The organism is Gilvibacter sp. CC01 (assembly GCF_055755295.1).
This window is the reverse complement of record NZ_CM146909.1, coordinates 1,204,959-1,224,234: the sequence shown is the minus strand read 5'-3', so window position 1 is coordinate 1,224,234 and position 19,276 is coordinate 1,204,959. Positions and strand designations below refer to the sequence as shown.

Genomic DNA, 19,276 nt, shown 5'->3' with positions numbered 1-19,276 from the left:
TTTTTACTTCTTTCTTCTCTACAAATGTAGAATAATAATTTAATTCTACAACTGTAGAAGGAAAAATTTAACAATTTAAAAAGCTATTCCCAGTGTCTCTACCTATTGTATGGAGTTTCGTTTATCCAGTGAAAACCGCGATTAATAAGGCGGAACTGTGAAAGGTCGCGGGCGCGAAAACGGATCATTAAACTGTCTTGCTCTAGCACACCTTGCAGGGTCAATTGTAAAGAATCCACTTGTTTGATCACGAAATTGGGATCACTTAAGGTGTCCAAGCGGCTGCGTAAACTCAAATTTGTTCCGCTAGAATCTAAAACAAAGCTAAAGCGCTCTAAACTGTCGTTCATTTTTTTAACAAGCGCATATCCCTTTCTGTCAATCACTAAATAGCGCCAACGGTCCGAGCGGGTTACAAGAGGTGCAATAGTGTCTTGGTTTTTAATGAACTCTTCGGCTTCCCAAATGCCATAATATTGCGGTTTTGGGCGTTTGTCTCCATAACTGCGCTCTGACGAATAACCCTGGTAGCCCATAATGGCAAACAAGACAAGTATTCCAGCCACTTTGAACCACATCATTACCGTGTGATAGGTTGGGTCTTTTGTGGGTTTGAAATAAGTAAGGGCTTCGGTGGGTTTGTTCTTAATGAAAATGTGACTGAATCGTTTCCAATCCGCAGCAAACAAAAACAAGCCAAAGAGCATTAAATGGGCCGAAAACAATTTTACAGGAATATCGTAAAACATGTTCATCATAAAGACCTGCAACATCACTCCAAAGACAACCAAACCACCCAAGGCTTGCGTTCTTTTTGAAATAAGTAGCAGCCCGCCCAATACTTCCATTAGCCCGGTAAAGAGGTTGAAGCCTTCGCTTTGGGCCATATAGGTCCAAGCCAGACCCATAGGCGACATATCGCCCACGGGTTGTAAAAGCCTTATAAGTGAGGGCCCTGCAAATTGAGTCTTGTAGATCTTGGCAAAGCCGTAGGTGAACATAAAGAACACCAAGAAGATCCGCAGCACTACCGTAAACCAGTAAAAGGCGGCATTGTAAGAAGGGCGTTTCCTATCTAGAACAGACCATATGACAGTACCAATTAAAGAGAGGCACAGCAGTACAAATAGACTTGCGAAGGCCATAGAGGTATCACCGCTTCCGGTAGAGAAGAACTCCAAGCGTCCTTCCATACCTAAAATGTCGCGACCGGCCCAAACCAATAAGGGTTCTAGCAAGCGGTTACCGCCAAACATTAAAACGATATAGCCCCAACAGTAGAGCGCTACAAAGCGGAAGCTCCACTTTTGGAGCCCCGACCAGTTTTCATGGGCTTGGTACGAAAAAATCACAAATTACCTATCTAACCCTTACTCCTCCGGCGCTGAGAATGGCCTTAGACTTGTCTTCTGGCAAAGTAAAGGTGAGCGATTCCCAAGCGGTACCACCTAGTCCGGTAAGCTTGTACTCACCGCGAACTTTGGCAATGCTAAAGGAGAATTCTGCTAATTCATCCGGATTACTAGCCGTTTGTCTTTTGCCAACCATCCCGAACTGATCTACAGTAACTGCCAGCCCGCGTCTTGGACTTTCAAAACTAAGGCTCTCCCAAGCACAACCTACACGGCATTCCATTTTTATTTCTTTACCTTCTTGAGAAATAGTAAGGTTAAAAGTTTTCTTCTGGTCAGCATTGCCCATTTGTGCAGAAGCAGATAGCGCGGTAAAAAAACAAAGTAAGATTGTAGCTATATGAGATTTCTTGAATTGCATAATTGTCGATTTATGAAGTTTAATTGTTGTTGTTTTCAGCGTAATAATGATAGAACATAGGGATGGTCTCTATGCCTTTCAGATAGTTCCATATCCCAAAATGTTCGTTGGGCGAGTGGATGGCGTCGCTGTCCAGACCAAAGCCCATTAGCAAAGTTTTGCTTCCAAGTTCTTGTTCAAATAGGGAAACAATAGGAATACTTCCTCCGGATCGTTGTGGAATAGGGGTCTTTCCAAAGGTGGATTCATAAGCCTTTTCTGCGGCTTTATAGCCAGGAAAATTAATTGGAGTGACATAACCTTGCCCCCCGTGATGCGGTTTAACTTCTACCCGAACTCCAGCTGGGGCAATGGCCTCGAAATGCTTTTTGAATAGCTCCGTGATCTCTTTCCAATCTTGATTTGGCACCAAACGCATAGATATTTTGGCAAAGGCTTTACTGGCAATAACGGTTTTTGCACCTTCTCCGGTATAACCTCCCCAAATTCCGTTCACGTCTAAAGTTGGGCGAATAGAATTGCGTTCGTTGGTGGTATAGCCGGCTTCCCCGTAAACTTCGTTTATGTCTAGCGCATCTTTATAGGCTTGCAAATCAAAGGGCGCTTCGGCCATTTTTGCTCGCTCGGCTGCGGAGAGTTCTTCTACTTTGTCGTAAAAGCCCGGTATGGTGATATGATTGTTCTCATCGTGCAAAGAAGCTATCATTTTGGTTAAGATGTTGATCGGATTTGCCACGGCTCCTCCGTAAAGTCCGGAGTGCAGGTCGCGGTTGGGGCCTGTTACTTCAACCTCCACATAGCTTAGGCCTCTGAGCCCTGTTGTTATTGAAGGAATATCATTAGCGATCATTCCGGTATCGCTGATCAAGATAACGTCGTTGGCCAATTTCTCTTGATTCCGCGTTACGAACCAACCCAAACTTTCACTGCCAACCTCTTCTTCGCCTTCTATCATGAATTTTACATTGCAGGGCAACTGATCGGTCTTTGTCATATATTCCAGGGCCTTGACATGCATATACATTTGGCCTTTGTCGTCACAAGCCCCGCGCGCAAAGATGGCTCCTTCCGGATGCAGCTCGGTCTTTTTAATTACGGGTTCAAAGGGTGGGCTGTCCCAAAGATCAAGGGGGTCCGGTGGTTGTACATCGTAATGTCCGTAAACCAAAACGGTGGGTAAGGCCGGATCGATTGTCTTTTCGCCGTAAACTATAGGGTAACCGGGAGTCTCACAGATCTCTACCTTATCACAGCCGGCCTCTAACAAACGTTGTTTGATCACCTCCGCAGTGGCGATCACATCTTTTTCAAAGGCAGAGTCTGCACTGATCGAAGGTATTTTTAAAAGGTCTATAAGTTCCGATAAGAATCGGTCTTTATGTTGTTCTATATAGTCTTTGGTACTTTTCATTTGAAATTTTTAAGGCTCACTAAGGTATCAAAAATTGTCTTAATTTGGGTGTTTAAGTAGTCCCTTAACAATGAACGATTCTTCTCTTAGCGATTCTAATTTCTTTGAACGTGTATTGCCTTTTTTTGAGCAGATAGGTATTCCGTACCGTTTAGAGCCTTTGGCTTTTACATCTTTTTTACCCGGAGTGGGTTTGCACAAAGGGCAGTTATGGATAGACCAAAGTGCGCTTGTAGCCGTAGGCGATGTTTTGCACGAAGCGGGACATTACGCCGTCACTGAGGCCGATAAAAGAGCGACTTTAGGACAAGAGGTTTTAGAGGACAATTCCCAAATAGGGGGAGAAGAGATGACGGCTATGTTATGGAGCTATGCGGTGGCCTTGCATTTGGCGATCCCACCAAAGGTGGTGTTCCATGAGCAGGGCTATAAGGGTCAGGCAGATTGGATCTTGGAACGTTATGCTGCCGCCGATTTTTTTGGATTGCCACTACTGCGTTATTTCGGGATGGCGCACTTCCCAGAAGAAGGCCCTGAATTCCCTAAAATGAAGCAGTGGTTGCGTCCCTAGAAAAAATTAAATAAGTGCTTTTGGATTTAGCAATTATAATTATATTTGCACCCCTAAGTGATCAAATCACACGGTAATGCGGATGTGATGGAACTGGTAGACATGCTAGACTTAGGATTTAACCAAATAAAAAGTGTTAATTTGCACTTTATGCGGGTGTGGTGGAATTGGTAGACACGTCAGACTTAGGATCTGATGCCGCAAGGTGTGGGGGTTCGAGTCCCTTCACCCGCACTTAAAGCCGAAGAGAAATCTTCGGCTTTTTTATTTCAAAAACAAACTGAAAAAAGACTCGGGTACAACATAGGTACAACATTTGACCTATTTTCAAGATAAACTTTGATTTAGTGTCATATACTTCCATTTGATATTAACTACTATGTCAATCAATATAAATTCATAGAATTTAGGTTTTCTCGACTCTTGTTCTTCGATTATGAGTTTATTATCATACAATATTCCCGAAAGTTAAACTCGTAAAATACTTCCATCAAAAGACTACGGCATAAAGCCATCGCTTCTGCCCATCCTCATTTATTCCGTTTCCTTTTGAGCGAATATTTTATCTTCCGTTTGGTTCACTGCTCAAATATTGTTTAATCAAAAATTTGAGTATTATGACAACAAAAGCGAGTACCACAAGAAAGCGTAGAAGTACAACGACTATTGCGAAAAAAGAAGTGAACGGAAAGAAAGTTCCGGTACTTCAAATCGAGAACATTCCCATTGGCAAAATCAAGCCAGACCCTAATCAACCGAGAAAGACCTTTGATGAGAAACAGCTACAACAACTCTCGGAAAGCATCAAGGAATTTGGTGTGTTGCAACCAATAACGGTTCGCAAATCTGGAAAGGACTTTATCATCGTTATGGGTGAAAGACGATTTCGCGCAAGTAAAATAGCGAACAAGAAAACTATTCCCAGTATCGTAAGAACCTATGAAAACGATGAAGTGCTGGAAGTTCAAATTATCGAAAACCTACAACGGAAGGACGTAGAGCCTACCGAAGAAGCTGAAGCAATAGCCTATCTGAGCGACAAGTATGCGCCCTCTGAAATCGCAAAGCGCTTGGGAAGAACGGACAATTTCATAAGACAACGTTTGAAATTGGCTGGATTGATTGACGGTTTCAAACATTTCGTGCGCAGCGGTGAAATGACCATATCGTTAGGTGTCGGTGTAGCACTTTTTGAACCCGAGGTACAACAAATGATGCTGGAAACGATGGGCGAAGAATTCAACGCACATCAGATAAACCGAATGATAAACAACCGAACCTATGATTTGGAAAAAGCACCCTTTGATGTTGAAGACAAAGAATTAGTCGCTAAAGCGGGTTCTTGTGTAGAATGTCCATTCAATGCTGCCAATCAAGGCAATCTGTTCAGCGATGCTTTTTCTGAAAGTAAAATGCCGTCCAAAGGAATTTTTTCGCCTACGCGAACCTGAATTCTTTCACCAATCTCGACCGTTTCGGGATTGACCGAAACAAAATCCTCATTTCTATAAACCAATGCTTCATCGGGTCGCGCATCCAAAAGTGCCTTTATATTTCCCTTCGCCCTATTTACCGCAGCGTTCTGGAAGAGTTCGCCCACGGCATAAAATAGCATTACGGCCACACCCTCGGGATATTCGCCTATGGCAAATGCCCCCAAGGTGGCAATGGACATCAAGAAAAATTCCGTAAAGAAATCACCGTTCCTGATACTGTTCCAGCCTTCTTTAATTACAGGAAACCCAACGGGAATGTAAGCTACAGTGTACCAAATAATCCGCACCCAGCCCCTGAAGAATGGGAACGTATCGAAATAATCTATGGCAATGCCCGTAATCAGCATTAAAAAGCTGAAAATGGCGGGCAAGTAGGTCTTAAAATTGGATACCTCTGCGGCACTGCTATGGTTATGTCCGTCATCGTGACTGTGCTCACCTTGATGTTCTTTCGGGTCTAAATCCCGTAAGTTTACTTTTTTCTTTTTCATTGCGTTTTTCGGTATTTATTTAAAATTTTGGCTATGTCTTCGGGCATTTCCATTCTTTTCAATGGTGGCACATCGCTTCCACCGGTATTTCCAATGGGTACGTGGTCGATAAATGATTTCCAACCACCAACCAAGAGCTGAATTACCTGACCCAGAACTTCTTTTGTGTTTCGCTGGCGTAACCCGAATTTTAACATTGACCAATGGGTATAGGTATGTTCCAACGGGTAGGATTGACCGAGAATATGGGAACGTTCAAGGTGATGCCAAGCTTGGGATGAATTTCCACTATGTAATGAAGAACGATATAGGTTCAGTTCATCTAAATAAAATGCTCTAAGGCCTATTGGTATGGTGGTATTAAATTTCATTATTTATTATTCATTTTTAAAGTGCAAGGTATGTATCTGACCTATGCAACGGAAGTGCATTATTGTCCGCTGCATTTGTCACAAATACCCTTCAGTACCAAATTGGCATCCTCTGCCACAAAGCCTTCTGGCAGATTGATATGTGGAATCTTATGTTCGGTCAGGCAAACGGTCTCATCGCAATTGTTACAATGGAAATGCAGGTGCAAATCTTGTTCAAGGTTACAATCGCAACCAGGCTCACAAAGTGCATATTTTTGTATGCCTGTACCATCATCTATTTGGTGCACAATTTTCTTTTCTTCAAAGGTGCGCAACGTTCTATATAAAGTCGTACGCTCTGCTTTCGCGAAAGCGGCTTCAATATCTGTCAATGATATGGCTACTTCCTTTTCTGCCAAATATTTATAAATCAATAACCGCATCGCCGTCGGGCGAACGCCATTTTCAGTGAGTCTTTGTTCTATTTTTTTCATTTTATAATTGTCTGTATTAATGTCCGTGTTCTTCCGCTTCGCCCTTTTTTAGTTCCGCCATTAGGTAGTAGGCGTTGTTATAGGCGTATTGTGTGTTCGGTTCTTGTTCGCTCAAAAAATCAATGGCAATCCAATCGCCATCGTGGGTGCCTTTGGTGATTTCAATGGGTTTGAATGACCAATCGTCACCTTCCTTTTCTGCCGAGAATACAAAGAATCTCTCGCCATCGGCTGCTATGGCAGCTTCGGGCATCGCCTTAGTTTGTGTATTTTCCGTTTGGATGCGCCCCTGAATGTACATCCCGGGAATCAGGTTGCCTTCCTTGTTCTCGATTTCAGCGTGTACGTGAATAGCCTTCGGATTTTGTTCAAAGGTCTTTCCTACGGAATAGATTTCGGCAGTCAGTTCCTTTCCGGGAATGGACTGTACATTGAAAACCACTTTTTGCCCTTCTTTCACCTTATGGACATCCTTTTCGAAAACCATCAAATCTGCGTGTACGTGATGGGTGTCCACAATTTCCATAAGGTCGGTCTGTGGTTCTACGTACTGCCCAGTCTTAATTTCTACTTTTTGGACGAATCCTTCAATGGGGCTTCTAAGAGATACACGCTGATAAATTGTACCGTTTCTTACGCCTGGTGCGCTGATACTCAACTGTTGCAGTTGCGCCTCAAGACCTTTTACCATACTTCGGGATGCCTGGTATTCGGCTTCTGCCTTTTGAAAATTGGCACCGCTGCCGACACCTGCATCGTACAGGGTTTTTTGCCGCTCATATTCCTTTTTAAGAAATTGACTATTACTGAAAGCATTGAGGTAATCCGTTTGTTTCTCGATGATATTGGGGTGGGACAGATAGGCGACCGTTTGCCCCTTATTAACCTTATCACCCTCGATAACTTCGATGGATACCACGTTGGCACCTACTACCGTTGTGATGGTGGCCTCGTTCTGAGGTGGGACTTCCAACTGCCCGTTGGCTTGCACATAACCGCTCATATTCCGCATTTGCAGGGTGTCGATTTCCATTTGTAGTGCATCGAACTGTTTAGCTGTGAGCATTACTTCCTCGGCTTCACCCTCGGAATGTTCTTTTTCCATTTCCAGATTGGCATTTTTATTCCCTGCGGTTTCTTTGTTGGAATCGCCACAAGCGGTCAACGCCAAAAGCATCGCCAACAAACCAATAGCTGTGTATTTTGATAGATTCTTCATTTTATTATTTGAAATATTGTAGTGCAAAAACTGATTTTAGATAATTGTCGAGCGCGTCCAGCGCATCCATTTCCGTCTGTATGGCATCCCTAATAATTTGGGTGAATGCGGCATAATCCACGGCACCTTCCTTATAGGCTAATAACGCACCCTGTCGCTGTTCCTCGGCAAGCGGTAAGGCCTTGTCCTTATAGAATCGCCAGGATGCTTCCCATTTTTGATACGCTTGTACAGCTTGTCGATATTCCGATTGCAGTTGGCGTTTGGTAAAGTCCGCATTGGCTTTTGCAATTTCACTTTGGATTTTGGCTGCCTTGGCCTGACTGCGTTCTGTACCAGAAAACAATGGAAGGGATATTCCTGCCTGATAAGTGTAGAATCCGTTACTGCCATTCACCCGTTGCAATCCGCCCTGAAGGTTGAGATTGGGCAACAAATCGGAACGTTCAGCTTGGTAGCTGGATTCGGCTTCCTCAATCCGCTTTCGCGAAAGTTCCAGTTCTGGATGGGTTTCTATGGTTGATGGAATTCCCAGTACTGCCATTTCATTTTCATCAAGGGTGTCGGGAACAGTATAGAACGTGTCGGAAACCAACCAAAGATTAAGCTTCTGTAGGGCAATGGCATAGTCACTTTCGGCCTGTTGAAGTTTATTGTTGATTTGTAATGCCTGATTGGTTGCCGATGAATATTCCAAACGTGAAATGGCCTCTACCTCGTAATTCAGTTCAATCGCCTTTTCAAATTGCGAGTAGATGGAATCCAGTTCACGATACAGTTCAAATTTCTGCCGTTGCTGATAGGCCTGTGACCAAGCTTTTTTGACTTCCTGTTCCACTTGCAATGCGGTAAAGTCAAGTGCGGTTTCCGCCAAGGCGATACGCTGTTTTTGCAACCGCTTCTTCGCACCGATACCGAACAGGTTGATATTCTGTTGAACCACGCCAACAAGGGTATAAATGCCCTGACCATCAGAAACTTCCTCACCACCGGTAAACACTTGGGTATTCCCTAAATCATAGGCCGTACCTTTTAGGGCGTTCTGCTTTTGAATTTCCAGTTGTTTTGTTTTCAATAGCGGATAGTTTTCTTTGGATATTTCTACCGCTTGTTCCAATGAAACAACAGGTAATGTATCGTTCTGCCGAACTTGTTGCGCTTCCGCTTTCGCGAAAGCAAAAAAGAAACAGACCACCGCAGAAGCGGTTACGATTTTCGGATTGACCTTTATCTTGCGTTCCGAACGTCTTTCTACCCATTGATAGAAAATGGGAAGAATGAATAGAGTCAACAAGGTGGATGTAATCAATCCACCGATAACGACCGTTGCCAGCGGTCGCTGAACTTCTGCCCCTGCCGATGCGGAAATTGCCATTGGCAGAAACCCAAGGATATCGGTAAAGGCCGTGAGCATAATGGGGCGTACCCTTCTTTTTGTTCCTTCAACGATTCGCTCTTTTAGGTTTATAACGCCTTCCTCTTTCAGTTCGTTGAATCCGCTAATCATTACCAATCCGTTCAGTACGGCAACCCCAAAAAGCACGATAAAGCCAACCCCTGCGGAAATACTAAAGGGCATATCCCTAAGCCAGAGAGCGAACACGCCACCAATAGTCGCCATCGGTATGGCCAGATAAATCATCAACGTCTGCGGAAAGGATTTTAATGCAAAATATATCAGGATGAATATGAGTAATAGCGCAATAGGAACCACGGTCTGCAATCGGTCGCTGGCCCTTTCCAGATTTTCAAAGGCACCACCATAGCGGATAAAATAACCTGGGGGTAAATCGAGGTTTGCATCCAGCTTGTCCCTTATCTCATTGACCAGCGATTCCACATCGCGACCACGTACATTAACGCCTACATAGGTTCTGCGATTGGTATTGTCCCTGCTTATCTGCATCGGTCCCGGTGTGTATTCGATGGCCGCCAGTTCGTGAAGTGGAATTTGTGAACCGTTCGGTAGATTGATATAGAGATTACGGATATCGTTGATATCGCTTCGGTTCTGCTCATCGAGCCTTACCACCAAATCAAAACGCTTTTCACCTTCAAAAATGACCCCTGCGTACCCACCTGCAAAAGCGGATTGCACCATCATATTGAGTTGGTCGATGCTTACGCCGTATTGGGCCAGTTTGTTTCGATTGTACTTTATCGTCATCTGCGGTAAGCCCGATGTGGCTTCTGCCCGCATATCGCCTATACCTTCAGTACCTGCGATGATTTTGGTAATCTCGTCCGCTTTGGACGCAAGTACATCGATATCCTCACCGTATATCTTAATGGCAATATCCTCACGGATGCCTTCCAATAGTTCATTGAACCGCATTTCGATGGGTTGCGTAAATTCATAATTGACACCAGGGATAATGCTCACCGCATCCTTCATCTTGTCAATAAGTTCATCCTTGGATTCGGCAGAAACCCATTCGTCCTGCGGTTTCAGGATTACGAATACATCGGCAAAGTCCATAGGCATTGGGTCGGTAGGCACTTCCGCAACACCGATACGGCTAACTATTTTTTCCACTTCGGGAAATTCGGCCTTTACGATGCGTTCTATTTTTGTGGTGGTCTCGATGGTCTCGCTCAATGAGCTTCCGGGTTTCAAAATAGCGTGGAAAGCAATATCGCCCTCGTCCAATTGCGGTATGAACTCACCGCCCATTTTAGTGAACGTGAAGATAGCCACGGCAAAGATGGCCACCGCTATACTAACGACCCATTTTCCTTTTTCCAAGGCATTTAACAATAGGGGCTCATACTTGCGTTGTACCCAATGTACAAAACGGTCGCCCCACGATTTCTTTTCCTTTTTTGGCGGTTTCAGGAATAATGCGGACATCATCGGCACATAGGTCAGACATAAAACCATTGCACCAATCATCGCAAAGATGAACGTAAGTGCCATAGGCTGGAACATCTTGCCCTCGACACCTTCCAATGCCAAGATGGGTAGGAAAACGATAAGGATTATCAGCTGTCCGAAGAAGGCTGCGTTCATCATTTTTTTGGATGCATCGGCTGCAATTTCGTCACGGTCTTTCTTATCCAAAGATTTCTTTTTAAGCACATAACTGGCCATAAGAAATACACTCGCTTCCACGATAATGACCGCCCCATCTACGATAATACCAAAGTCGATTGCACCCAAGCTCATCAGGTTCGCCCATACGTCAAAAACATTCATTAGGATAAAGGCAAACAATAGGGATAGGGGAATGGTCGATGCCACAATCAGTCCGCCACGCCAGTTCCCCAAAAGAAAGACGAGTACAAAAATCACGATGAGCGCGCCTTCCAGAAGATTGTTGCGTACCGTGCCCGTTGTCTCACTTATGAGTTTACTTCTATCCAACAAGGGTTCGATGACCACGCCTTCGGGAAGTGATTTCTGGATTTCCGCCATCCTATCCTTAACGCGGACAATGACCTCGTTTGAGTTTGCGCCTTTGAGCATCATCACCAGTCCACCGACGACCTCGCCTTCGCCATCCTGCGTTAATGCCCCATAGCGAACGGCGGAACTGAAGCGTACATCGGCCACATCGTTTACGGTGATGGGCACACCATTTTCATTTTTAATAACGATTTTCTTGATGTCATTGAGGTTGCGTACCAAACCTTCACCCCGAATGAAGTTGGCCTGGTGGTTCTTTTCGATGTAGGCACCACCCGTATTCCTATTGTTTGCTTCCAAAGCTTTAAATACATCGGTAATGGTAAGCCCGATAGCCTTCAATTCGTTGGGGTCAACGGCCACTTCATATTGTTTAATCTTTCCACCTATCGCATTGATTTCAACGACGCCAGGCACCATCGCCATTTGTCGTTGTACAATCCAATCCTGCATCGTGCGCAAGTCGGCAAGGGAATACTCGTCCTGAAACTCAGGCTTGACCTTTAAGGTGTATTGGTACACTTCGCCCAAACCAGTTGTAATAGGTCCCATCGATGGCTGGCCCAATTCCTCTGGAATTTGCTCGCGTACCTCAGTCAGTTTTTCGGAAACGAGCTGGCGTGGCAAAAAGGTTCCCATATCATCGTCAAAAACTACCGTTACCACCGATAGCCCTAATCGGGAAATCGAACGGATTTCCTTGACATCGGGAAGGTTGCTCATCGCCACTTCCACGGGATAGGTTACGAACTGTTCGATATCCTCTGTACCCAGATTGGGCGATTGCGTGATGACCTGTACCTGGTTGTTGGTTATATCCGGCACAGCATCTATGGGAACTTGGGTCATACTGTAGATACCGGCACCGATGAGTGCCAGTGTAAGCAGACCGATAATAAATTTGTTATTGATTGAAAAATCAATGATTCTGTTAATCATAGATTTAGGTGTTAATTCAGTTAAAAATGAAATTGTGCTTTCCCTTCGACTGCGCTTTGGACAGGCGCGCAAGGCAAATACACCATTTGAAGTTTCCTAAAGCTGAAAACTTCAAAACTGGATATAGTAATCCTGTAAAACTGAATTAAACCTGCGGGGGCTGAAAGAGAGAGAAAGTAATATCCTTACCGATACTGTCGAAGTGGGCAAAGTTATCCTGTGGAATGGTCGCTTGAAGCGGTTCGAAGTTAGCAATACCAAAGTGTATCGTGTGAACGTGACAGCAGTGGCACTGGCAGAACGGTGAGCAAAGTTCGCAATCGTCACCGTGGTCACCATCAAAATCAACTACTGAAACGGTTTGGGAATCGTCGGCGACATCACCAACATCGCTACAAGGCACCACATTGAGCGCCAAGAAGTAAATCGATAATATGATTGCCAAAACTTTCACGATGCAAAGATAACAGAATTTCGGTGCAACAGGGTTGCAAAGTCCTATTTCAACGAATCAATCACACTACCGCACGTTAACATTGCATCACCATAATAAGGATTACGGATTTCTTCTTCGGTGCTCAACCAAACCGCACCTTTATTGTTGTTTGCCATTGGGCATTTTTGAACGTATAGGGGGTTGTCAATGCTTTCGAGATTCATTGCTATTGCAACCAAATTTTCATTGAGAATGACGAAATGACTACGTTGGTTTTCTAAATTAGAATTACTTGCAATGGCATCCAGCATTTCAATACTTTTGGATAGATGGGTTTTGAGCATTTTGTCCAAATCGTTTTGTGATATCACCTTCATTTTTTCGGAAGATACTTTCGCAAAATCGGAAACTTTTTCTGCATTACTCGCTACCAAAGCATCTTTGAGTTCAAGGTATGACGGCAAAGCCTTCACAAACTGTTCTTGAAAAGAAGTTGAAAGTGACATTTCCATCGCCATCATTTCTTTCTCTTCTTCAGTACTTTGATTCATCATCGATTTCTTCCCCTGCAATTGCGCAGCTGCATCTACGGTAAAAGTGCCATTGGTCACAATCTCATCGCCATTTTTTAAACCGGATGTAACCGTAAACATATCGCCATTGCGATTGCCAAGAGTAACTTCCCGCATTTCAAAAACAGGTTCGTTGGCGTTGGTTTTGATGTACACCAAAGACCGTTCACCCGTCCACATCACAGCACTTGCAGGTATGGTCAGGTTTGATTCCGTATTTACCGTTGTTCCTTCTACTTTGCCAGTTACGAACATTCCGGGTTTTAGCATTCCATCGCTATTTTTGAGATTGGCCCGAACGGTTACGGTGCGGGTTTGGGTATTCAGAACAGGGTCTATAAATGAGACCGTTGCATCAAATTCCTTATTTGGATAAGCATTTGTCGTTACTGAAATTTTCTGCCCTTTTTTAAACTCTGAAATCTGGTTTTCGTAGGCATCAAATTCCGCCCATACAGAGTTTAGGTTACTCACCTTTACAATGGGCTGTCCCTGTTTTACATAGTCGCCTTCGGCAGCCATTTTTTCTGAAACCGTTCCGGATACGGTCGCATAAATCGGAAAGTTCTCTTTGACCTTGCCGGATTCCTCTATGCTATTGATTTGGGCTTCCGAGAGTTTCCAAAGTTTCAGTTTGTTGCGTACCGCCTTGTATAGTGAGGGTTGCGATTCTTTTAGCGAAGCCGCAGTAATCAATTCTTGCTGAGCAGCTATCAGATTAGGTGCATAAATGGTTGCCAACAATTGCCCTTTTTGTACTTCCTGACCTTCAAAATTGACGTTGAGCCGTTCAATTCTACCATCGAAATAACTGGCCTGCACCGCATTTTCTTCCTCGTTCATCTTGATTTTTCCCGAAAGGGAAATCATATTCTCATCATCTACAGAAGCATTTCCCACGATGGATGTTTGGATGTCCGCCAATGCCATCGCATTTTTGGTCATCTTTATTTCGTTCATTGCAAGTCCATCAGCACCTGATTCCGCAGGAATTAAATCCATTCCGCAAATGGGACAATCACCTGGTTCGGGTTGCATAATCTGGGGGTGCATCGAGCAGGTCCACATTTGACCTTCCGCTTCTGTGGAATGGTCGTGCTTATCTGTCATAGATTCTTCCGATGAGCCACCGAAAATGAGCCAACCACCAAGCAGTCCGACAACGACTGCAATAGCGATATATATGAAATTCTTGTTCATAGCTATTTATTTTTCGTTCTGTAATCGTTCAATCATTTCTTTCATTTCGGCAATTTCCCTGCGCTGTGCCTTGATGATTTCTTCTGCCAGTTTCTTCACCTCTGGGTCTTTGATGTCCGCTCGTTCACTGGTCAATATAGCGATGGAATGATGCGGTATCATTGCTTTCATCCATAGTACGTCACCTACTGTGGATTTTTGGTCGCGAACCAAAAACAATGCCCCAAAAAACAAGACCAAACTACCTAAAAGAATGGCAATATTCTTTTTCTTGTCGGTGTACATCTTCCGCATAAAAAACCACATAATGACTGCCATTGCTGCTATGCCCAGACAGACCATATAGAAGCGCGTTAGGCTGAACCATACGTGGTCGAGTTCATAGGTGTTGAGATACATTGTGATGTACATTGCTACAAATGAGCAAGCCAGCATCATAAAAAATGTTCTGTATTTTCCTTTGTTTGCGTGTTTTGAATGTTCCATAGTTTTTGAATTTTTGGTGTTATTTGTTTCTCTTTTTTATTTTTCTGATTGTTGGTGAACTGATATACCATAACAAAAACCCGCTCAATACGGTAATCAATCCAAGTAGGGAAAAGGCACGTAGTACGGTTGTATTGAAATCGTCGCGACCTTCATAATCCATCGTATGGGTCATCCATAGAAAGTCGAACCAACGCCAATCCCGATGACGTAGCGTTTGGAATGCGCCATCTTTTTCGGAAACGTAGGCCTTGATGTTTTTAGGTGTTTCATAGCTGATGACATAGGCCGGAAGCGGTCTGCCACGATACTCGCTATGGCTGCCTACTTGCTCGATGCGCTCGATTCCTTTTACTTGAAGTTCCGGCAACATATTCCGTTCAGCGATTTTCAGAGCTTCACTTTCTGAGATTACTTTCTTTACTTTGCCTGTCTTGGCATCAAAGAGCTGTTTGTCATTAATCCAGTAAAAAGGTTTACCACCGATTTCCCGAAGTTCTACCGAGACTATTGCTTCTTCAAGATTCACTTCGGATGGACTTATCAAACTTGTAAAAGCAGATGCCTTTACTGGGTCTTGCCGAAATTGGTCACCGTGTATTTCGTCAATGTCTGTCCAACTAAAATACATCCCACTTATCGTCCACATCAAGAACTGGATGCCCAAGAAGATGCCCAAATAGCGGTGTACCTTTCTAATTTTTATCGCTGTTTTTCTTTTTACCATATAACTTAATCAATGTTTGAACCTTTAAGCCTAAGCGAATTGGCTATGACCGAAACCGAACTGAAACTCATCGCCAAAGCAGCTATCATTGGTGATAGTAAAATCCCAAAAAATGGATAGAGCAATCCCGCAGCAATGGGTATTCCCAAGGTGTTGTATATCATCGCAAAAAACAGATTCTGCTTAATGTTTCGCATTACCACATCGCTTAAATTTCTTGCCTTGACAATACCGTGTAGGTCGCCTTTGACCAAAGTAATGGCAGCACTTTCTATGGCCACATCAGTACCCGTTCCCATTGCGATGCCTACATCGCTTTTTGCCAAAGCAGGTGCATCATTGATACCGTCACCTGCCATCGCCACGACTTTTCCATTTTCTTGTAGTTTTTCAACTTCCTGCAATTTGTTTTCGGGAAGCATTCCCGCTTGAAAATCTGCAAGATTGAGTTCGTTGGCCACTGCCTGAGCTGTATCGTGGTTGTCGCCCGTGAGCATAATCACATCGATTCCCTTGTCCTGTAATTCCTTGATGGCCTTGGCACTCGTTTTCTTAATTTTATCACCAATTACTACATAACCGACAAGGTTTCCATCAATCGCGAGATAGGAAACGGTTTTGCCCTGCTTTTGGAAGAATTGGGCTTTTTCTTCCATTTCTTTGGAAAGCGTCGCCTTTGCATATTCCATCATTTTGGCATTTCCTAAAGCCACCTTTTTACCGTTTACATTACCTTCAACACCTTTACCGGTTACGGCATTGAACCCGTCGGCTTTTAAGAAATCAGCTTTTTGTTCTTTGCCGTATTTGATGGTGGCTTCCGCAAGGGGATGCTCACTTTGATTATTCAGGGAAACAATGTATTGCAGTACTTCGCTATCGCTGAAACCGTTATCAAAAGACCCCATTTTTTCCACCGTGGGTTTTCCTTCGGTAATCGTTCCCGTTTTATCCACGATAAGGGTATCTACCTTATCCATTTTTTCAAGTGCCTCTGCATTCTTGATGAGCACCCCATTTTGTGCACCCTTACCCACACCGACCATCACGGACATCGGTGTTGCCAATCCCAATGCACAGGGACAGGCGATAATCAAAACGGCAATGGCATTGACCAAGGCATACACATAAGCTGGTTCTGGTCCCCAAATTGCCCAAATCCCAAAAGTGATTACGGCGATGATGACCACGATGGGCACAAAGTAACCTGAAACGGTATCGGCCAGTTTTTGGATAGGCGCACGGCTACGACTGGCATCATTGACCATTTGGATGATTTGTGAAAGCAAAGTGTCGGAACCTACCTTTTCCGCTTTCATAAGGAAAGACTGGTTGCCGTTGATAGTTCCGCTACTGACTTTATCATCGGTTGACTTGTTGACTGGAATGGGTTCGCCCGTTATCATCGATTCATCGATGGATGTTTCGCCTTCGGTGATAACACCATCAACGGGAATTTTATCGCCCGGTTTTACCCGAAGAATATCGCCCAATTCAATTTGGTCGATGGCCACTTCCTGTTCCTCACCATCCACGACTTTAACTGCCTTATTTGGCGCCAGTTTTAAAAGTTCCTTGACCGCGGAATTTGTCTTGCTATGGGCTCGGGCTTCCAATAGTTGGCCAAGTAAAACTAACGTGAGAATGACCGTGGCCGCTTCAAAATACACGTGTACGGTGCCCGCTTCGGTCTTGAACTGGTCTGGGAAAAAGTCCGGCATCAGCATCCCGAATACACTAAACAACCAAGCTACACCAGCACCGATGCCAATGAGCGTGAACATATTGAGGTTCCACGTTTTTATGCTTCGATAAGCACGCTCGAAGAACATCCAAGTGGCATAGAACACCACGGGTAGGGAAAGTGCAAACTGAATCCAGTTCCAGTATTTCAGTTCCAAAATATCGTATAGCGGATTGTTGCTGACCATTTCGGACATCGCAATGATGAAAATAGGCAGTGTAAAGGCCGTGGCTATCCAGAACTTTTTGAGCAGTTTTTTATAGGTTTTTTCCTCTGCGGACAAATCTGGCTTCATCGGTACCAAGTCCATACCACAAATGGGGCAGCTTCCCGGTTCATCCTTTACAATTTCAGGATGCATTGGGCACGTCCATTGTTCGCTGCGGGAACTGGCGGAAAAGCTTTGCTCTTCCACCAAATCCATTCCACAGACAGGGCAATCGCCTGGCTTGTCATAAGTATTATCGCCTTCACAGTGCATCGGGCAGTAGAACGTTCCGGTTCCCTTGCCTTTTGGTTTTTGCTTTTTCGCTTTCGTACTTCGACTATGCTCAGTATTAACTTTAGCCGAATCATCCTTGTGATGATGTTTGCCAGATTTGTGAATGCTATACGAACCACCATCTTGCTTTAGAGCTTCCTGAAATGATTCGATAGGAATATGCGATTCCATTTCAATGACCGCTTCAGATTTTTCCAAATCGACCAATACATCAATTACACCGTCCACTTTAGAGAGCGTTTTCTCGACGTGGGTTCTGCAACCGTTACAGGTCATTCCGTGTATGTGATAGGTGTGTTTCATTACTTTACTAATTTGTGTCTGTTACGGAAAGGGTTACTACGAACCATCATACTACCCTTCCCGCAGCAGGACTTTATTCCAAGCTATCTTTTAGTTTATTCATATAGTCAATTACTGCTGTTTTGTTCGCCTCAGAAAAAATTGCATCCCGATGAATTAGCGTGTAACTATCCAAAGGCATTTCCCCATCCTCAATCTGGTTTATGATAGACCGTAATTTGCTATTTTTCCTTCGGTCGGAAAGGTTGCCCCATTCGTTGAAATTCAGCTCTGCCTTTCCTTCTTTGATATGATGTTCCAAGTACCAAGAAGAGGGTTGTACCTTGCTGTACCAAGGATAATCGGTATTATTGCTATGGCAATCATAGCAGGAAACCTGCAACGATTGTTCTACCGTTGCAGGTACATTATTCACGAGCATAAAATCGGTTTGTGGTACGGTTTCACTCTGGTTATAGTCCACAGGAAAAAACTGGATGACCACAAAGGCAACCAATGCTATCCACGCTATGATTTTTACTATTTTCACTTAGTTGATTTCACGTTGCACCTTACCACATTTTAGCATTTGGGCACCGAAATAGGGGTTTCTGATTTCTTCATTCATACTTAGCCAAGCACCGCCTTTATTGTTATCGTACATTGGGCAGTACTGCTCATAAATGGTCATTGAAGTTCCCGTTATCGCCACCATATCGGTCATATCCTTGCTAAGCGTTTTAAAATGCTCGCGTTGGTGGGCTATATCGCTCTCGCCAATATGCTCGGCGTGTTCGGTGGCATCCTCAATGATATCGTTTAGTTCGTTCTGCTCGCTGTCCGAGTAGCTCGATGCATCAAAGGATTTGAGCGATTGTGCCAAGGTGTTGCCCAGTTCCTTTGCTTTGGAATTGTCATCGTTGACCAAAGCGTCCTTCAAGTTGAAATAGTCCTTCAATATCGCTTCTGCCTTGGCATCTTGGCTGTTATCCATAGCCATATCTTCCTTATCATCCATCTTTTCTTGATGTATTTCATTGCTCATTGGCTTGGCGGGTTCGTTCTTATTTCCGTCCTTGCAGGAAACTGTTACCATCACTACGGTAGCAAGTGCCATTGTACCTATCGTTCTCTTTACTGTTTTCATTTTGTGTTTGTTTTAAATTGTTACTTT

16 protein-coding genes, 1 tRNA gene and 1 pseudogene are annotated in these 19,276 nt (G+C 44.0%); 3 read left to right on the top strand and 15 right to left on the bottom strand.

What is annotated here, in order from left to right:
- Positions 1–98: 98 nt before the first annotated feature.
- The 3 genes from AC0J2F_RS05755 to AC0J2F_RS05745 all read right to left on the bottom strand — a co-directional run bounded on the left by AC0J2F_RS05755 (position 99) and on the right by AC0J2F_RS05745 (position 3,184).
- Positions 99–1,256: a DoxX family protein gene (locus AC0J2F_RS05755; RefSeq protein WP_473009220.1), complete on the bottom strand. Its 1,158-nt coding sequence runs from the start codon at positions 1,254–1,256 to the stop codon at positions 99–101.
- A gap of 103 nt (positions 1,257–1,359) precedes the next feature.
- Positions 1,360–1,773: a hypothetical protein gene (locus AC0J2F_RS05750; RefSeq protein ID WP_473009219.1), complete on the bottom strand. Its 414-nt coding sequence runs from the start codon at positions 1,771–1,773 to the stop codon at positions 1,360–1,362.
- A 19-nt stretch (positions 1,774–1,792) separates the two neighbouring features.
- Positions 1,793–3,184, bottom strand: a complete 1,392-nt coding sequence (locus AC0J2F_RS05745) for a dipeptidase (protein WP_473009218.1) — start codon at positions 3,182–3,184, stop codon at positions 1,793–1,795.
- A gap of 70 nt (positions 3,185–3,254) precedes the next feature.
- Between AC0J2F_RS05745 and AC0J2F_RS05740 the strand changes: the two genes are divergently transcribed.
- From AC0J2F_RS05740 to AC0J2F_RS05730, 3 genes are all read left to right on the top strand, one after another.
- On the top strand, positions 3,255–3,755 hold the full coding sequence (locus AC0J2F_RS05740) for a hypothetical protein (RefSeq protein ID WP_473009217.1): 501 nt from the start codon (positions 3,255–3,257) through the stop codon (positions 3,753–3,755).
- 152 nt (positions 3,756–3,907) lie between these two features.
- A tRNA-Leu gene (locus tag AC0J2F_RS05735) sits at positions 3,908–3,989 on the top strand.
- A gap of 383 nt (positions 3,990–4,372) precedes the next feature.
- Positions 4,373–5,206 carry a ParB/RepB/Spo0J family partition protein gene (locus AC0J2F_RS05730; RefSeq protein WP_473009216.1) on the top strand — a complete coding sequence of 278 codons (834 nt, stop codon included), beginning with the start codon at positions 4,373–4,375 and terminating at the stop codon, positions 5,204–5,206.
- On the opposite strand, the pseudogene AC0J2F_RS05725 reads toward AC0J2F_RS05730, so the two are convergent.
- The 12 genes and pseudogenes from AC0J2F_RS05725 to AC0J2F_RS05670 form a co-directional block, all read right to left on the bottom strand.
- Positions 5,140–5,742: pseudogene (locus AC0J2F_RS05725) on the bottom strand (P-type ATPase actuator domain-containing protein); the annotation flags it as partial. The gene AC0J2F_RS05730 and the pseudogene AC0J2F_RS05725 overlap by 67 nt on opposite strands.
- Positions 5,739–6,113 carry a DUF3703 domain-containing protein gene (locus tag AC0J2F_RS05720; protein WP_473009215.1) on the bottom strand — a complete coding sequence of 125 codons (375 nt, stop codon included), beginning with the start codon at positions 6,111–6,113 and terminating at the stop codon, positions 5,739–5,741. The pseudogene AC0J2F_RS05725 and the gene AC0J2F_RS05720, both read right to left, overlap by 4 nt.
- A gap of 59 nt (positions 6,114–6,172) precedes the next feature.
- Entirely contained in the window at positions 6,173–6,589 is a 417-nt protein-coding gene (locus tag AC0J2F_RS05715) for a Fur family transcriptional regulator (protein ID WP_138257807.1), read from the bottom strand.
- A 16-nt stretch (positions 6,590–6,605) separates the two neighbouring features.
- The gene (locus tag AC0J2F_RS05710; protein WP_149304610.1) at positions 6,606–7,808 is read right to left on the bottom strand and encodes an efflux RND transporter periplasmic adaptor subunit; all 1,203 of its coding nucleotides are present in this window, start codon (positions 7,806–7,808) and stop codon (positions 6,606–6,608) included.
- Positions 7,809–7,812: 4 nt separating this feature from the next.
- Positions 7,813–12,153 carry a CusA/CzcA family heavy metal efflux RND transporter gene (locus tag AC0J2F_RS05705; RefSeq protein ID WP_473009214.1) on the bottom strand — a complete coding sequence of 1,447 codons (4,341 nt, stop codon included), beginning with the start codon at positions 12,151–12,153 and terminating at the stop codon, positions 7,813–7,815.
- A gap of 145 nt (positions 12,154–12,298) precedes the next feature.
- A complete protein-coding gene (locus tag AC0J2F_RS05700; RefSeq protein WP_045802071.1) occupies positions 12,299–12,607 on the bottom strand; it encodes a DUF6660 family protein in 309 nt (102 codons plus the stop codon).
- Between the two features lie 44 nt (positions 12,608–12,651).
- On the bottom strand, positions 12,652–14,361 hold the full coding sequence (locus tag AC0J2F_RS05695; protein WP_473009213.1) for an efflux RND transporter periplasmic adaptor subunit: 1,710 nt from the start codon (positions 14,359–14,361) through the stop codon (positions 12,652–12,654).
- Positions 14,362–14,367: 6 nt separating this feature from the next.
- The gene (locus tag AC0J2F_RS05690) at positions 14,368–14,847 is read right to left on the bottom strand and encodes a DUF305 domain-containing protein (RefSeq protein ID WP_045802073.1); all 480 of its coding nucleotides are present in this window, start codon (positions 14,845–14,847) and stop codon (positions 14,368–14,370) included.
- 19 nt (positions 14,848–14,866) lie between these two features.
- Positions 14,867–15,574, bottom strand: coding sequence for a PepSY domain-containing protein (locus AC0J2F_RS05685; RefSeq protein WP_138257801.1), 708 nt, complete (start codon positions 15,572–15,574; stop codon positions 14,867–14,869).
- Positions 15,575–15,579: 5 nt separating this feature from the next.
- The gene (locus tag AC0J2F_RS05680) at positions 15,580–18,123 is read right to left on the bottom strand and encodes a heavy metal translocating P-type ATPase (RefSeq protein WP_138257800.1); all 2,544 of its coding nucleotides are present in this window, start codon (positions 18,121–18,123) and stop codon (positions 15,580–15,582) included.
- A 73-nt stretch (positions 18,124–18,196) separates the two neighbouring features.
- Positions 18,197–18,652, bottom strand: coding sequence for a heme-binding domain-containing protein (locus tag AC0J2F_RS05675; RefSeq protein ID WP_138257799.1), 456 nt, complete (start codon positions 18,650–18,652; stop codon positions 18,197–18,199).
- A complete protein-coding gene (locus tag AC0J2F_RS05670; RefSeq protein WP_138257798.1) occupies positions 18,653–19,249 on the bottom strand; it encodes a DUF3347 domain-containing protein in 597 nt (198 codons plus the stop codon). It lies immediately after the preceding gene.
- Positions 19,250–19,276: the final 27 nt, after the last annotated feature.

Bases quoted from the DNA above. Each gene is read 5' to 3' on its own strand.
- AC0J2F_RS05755 (WP_473009220.1), bottom strand. From the start codon at position 1,256: ATGTTTGGCGGTAACCGCTTGCTAGAACCCTTATTGGTTTGGGCCGGT.
- AC0J2F_RS05750 (WP_473009219.1), bottom strand. From the start codon at position 1,773: ATGCAATTCAAGAAATCTCATATAGCTACAATCTTACTTTGTTTTTTT.
- AC0J2F_RS05745 (WP_473009218.1), bottom strand. From the start codon at position 3,184: ATGAAAAGTACCAAAGACTATATAGAACAACATAAAGACCGATTCTTA.
- AC0J2F_RS05740 (WP_473009217.1), top strand. From the start codon at position 3,255: ATGAACGATTCTTCTCTTAGCGATTCTAATTTCTTTGAACGTGTATTG.
- AC0J2F_RS05730 (WP_473009216.1), top strand. From the start codon at position 4,373: ATGACAACAAAAGCGAGTACCACAAGAAAGCGTAGAAGTACAACGACT.
- AC0J2F_RS05720 (WP_473009215.1), bottom strand. From the start codon at position 6,113: ATGAAATTTAATACCACCATACCAATAGGCCTTAGAGCATTTTATTTA.
- AC0J2F_RS05715 (WP_138257807.1), bottom strand. From the start codon at position 6,589: ATGAAAAAAATAGAACAAAGACTCACTGAAAATGGCGTTCGCCCGACG.
- AC0J2F_RS05710 (WP_149304610.1), bottom strand. From the start codon at position 7,808: ATGAAGAATCTATCAAAATACACAGCTATTGGTTTGTTGGCGATGCTT.
- AC0J2F_RS05705 (WP_473009214.1), bottom strand. From the start codon at position 12,153: ATGATTAACAGAATCATTGATTTTTCAATCAATAACAAATTTATTATC.
- AC0J2F_RS05695 (WP_473009213.1), bottom strand. From the start codon at position 14,361: ATGAACAAGAATTTCATATATATCGCTATTGCAGTCGTTGTCGGACTG.
- AC0J2F_RS05690 (WP_045802073.1), bottom strand. From the start codon at position 14,847: ATGGAACATTCAAAACACGCAAACAAAGGAAAATACAGAACATTTTTT.
- AC0J2F_RS05685 (WP_138257801.1), bottom strand. From the start codon at position 15,574: ATGGTAAAAAGAAAAACAGCGATAAAAATTAGAAAGGTACACCGCTAT.
- AC0J2F_RS05680 (WP_138257800.1), bottom strand. From the start codon at position 18,123: ATGAAACACACCTATCACATACACGGAATGACCTGTAACGGTTGCAGA.
- AC0J2F_RS05670 (WP_138257798.1), bottom strand. From the start codon at position 19,249: ATGAAAACAGTAAAGAGAACGATAGGTACAATGGCACTTGCTACCGTA.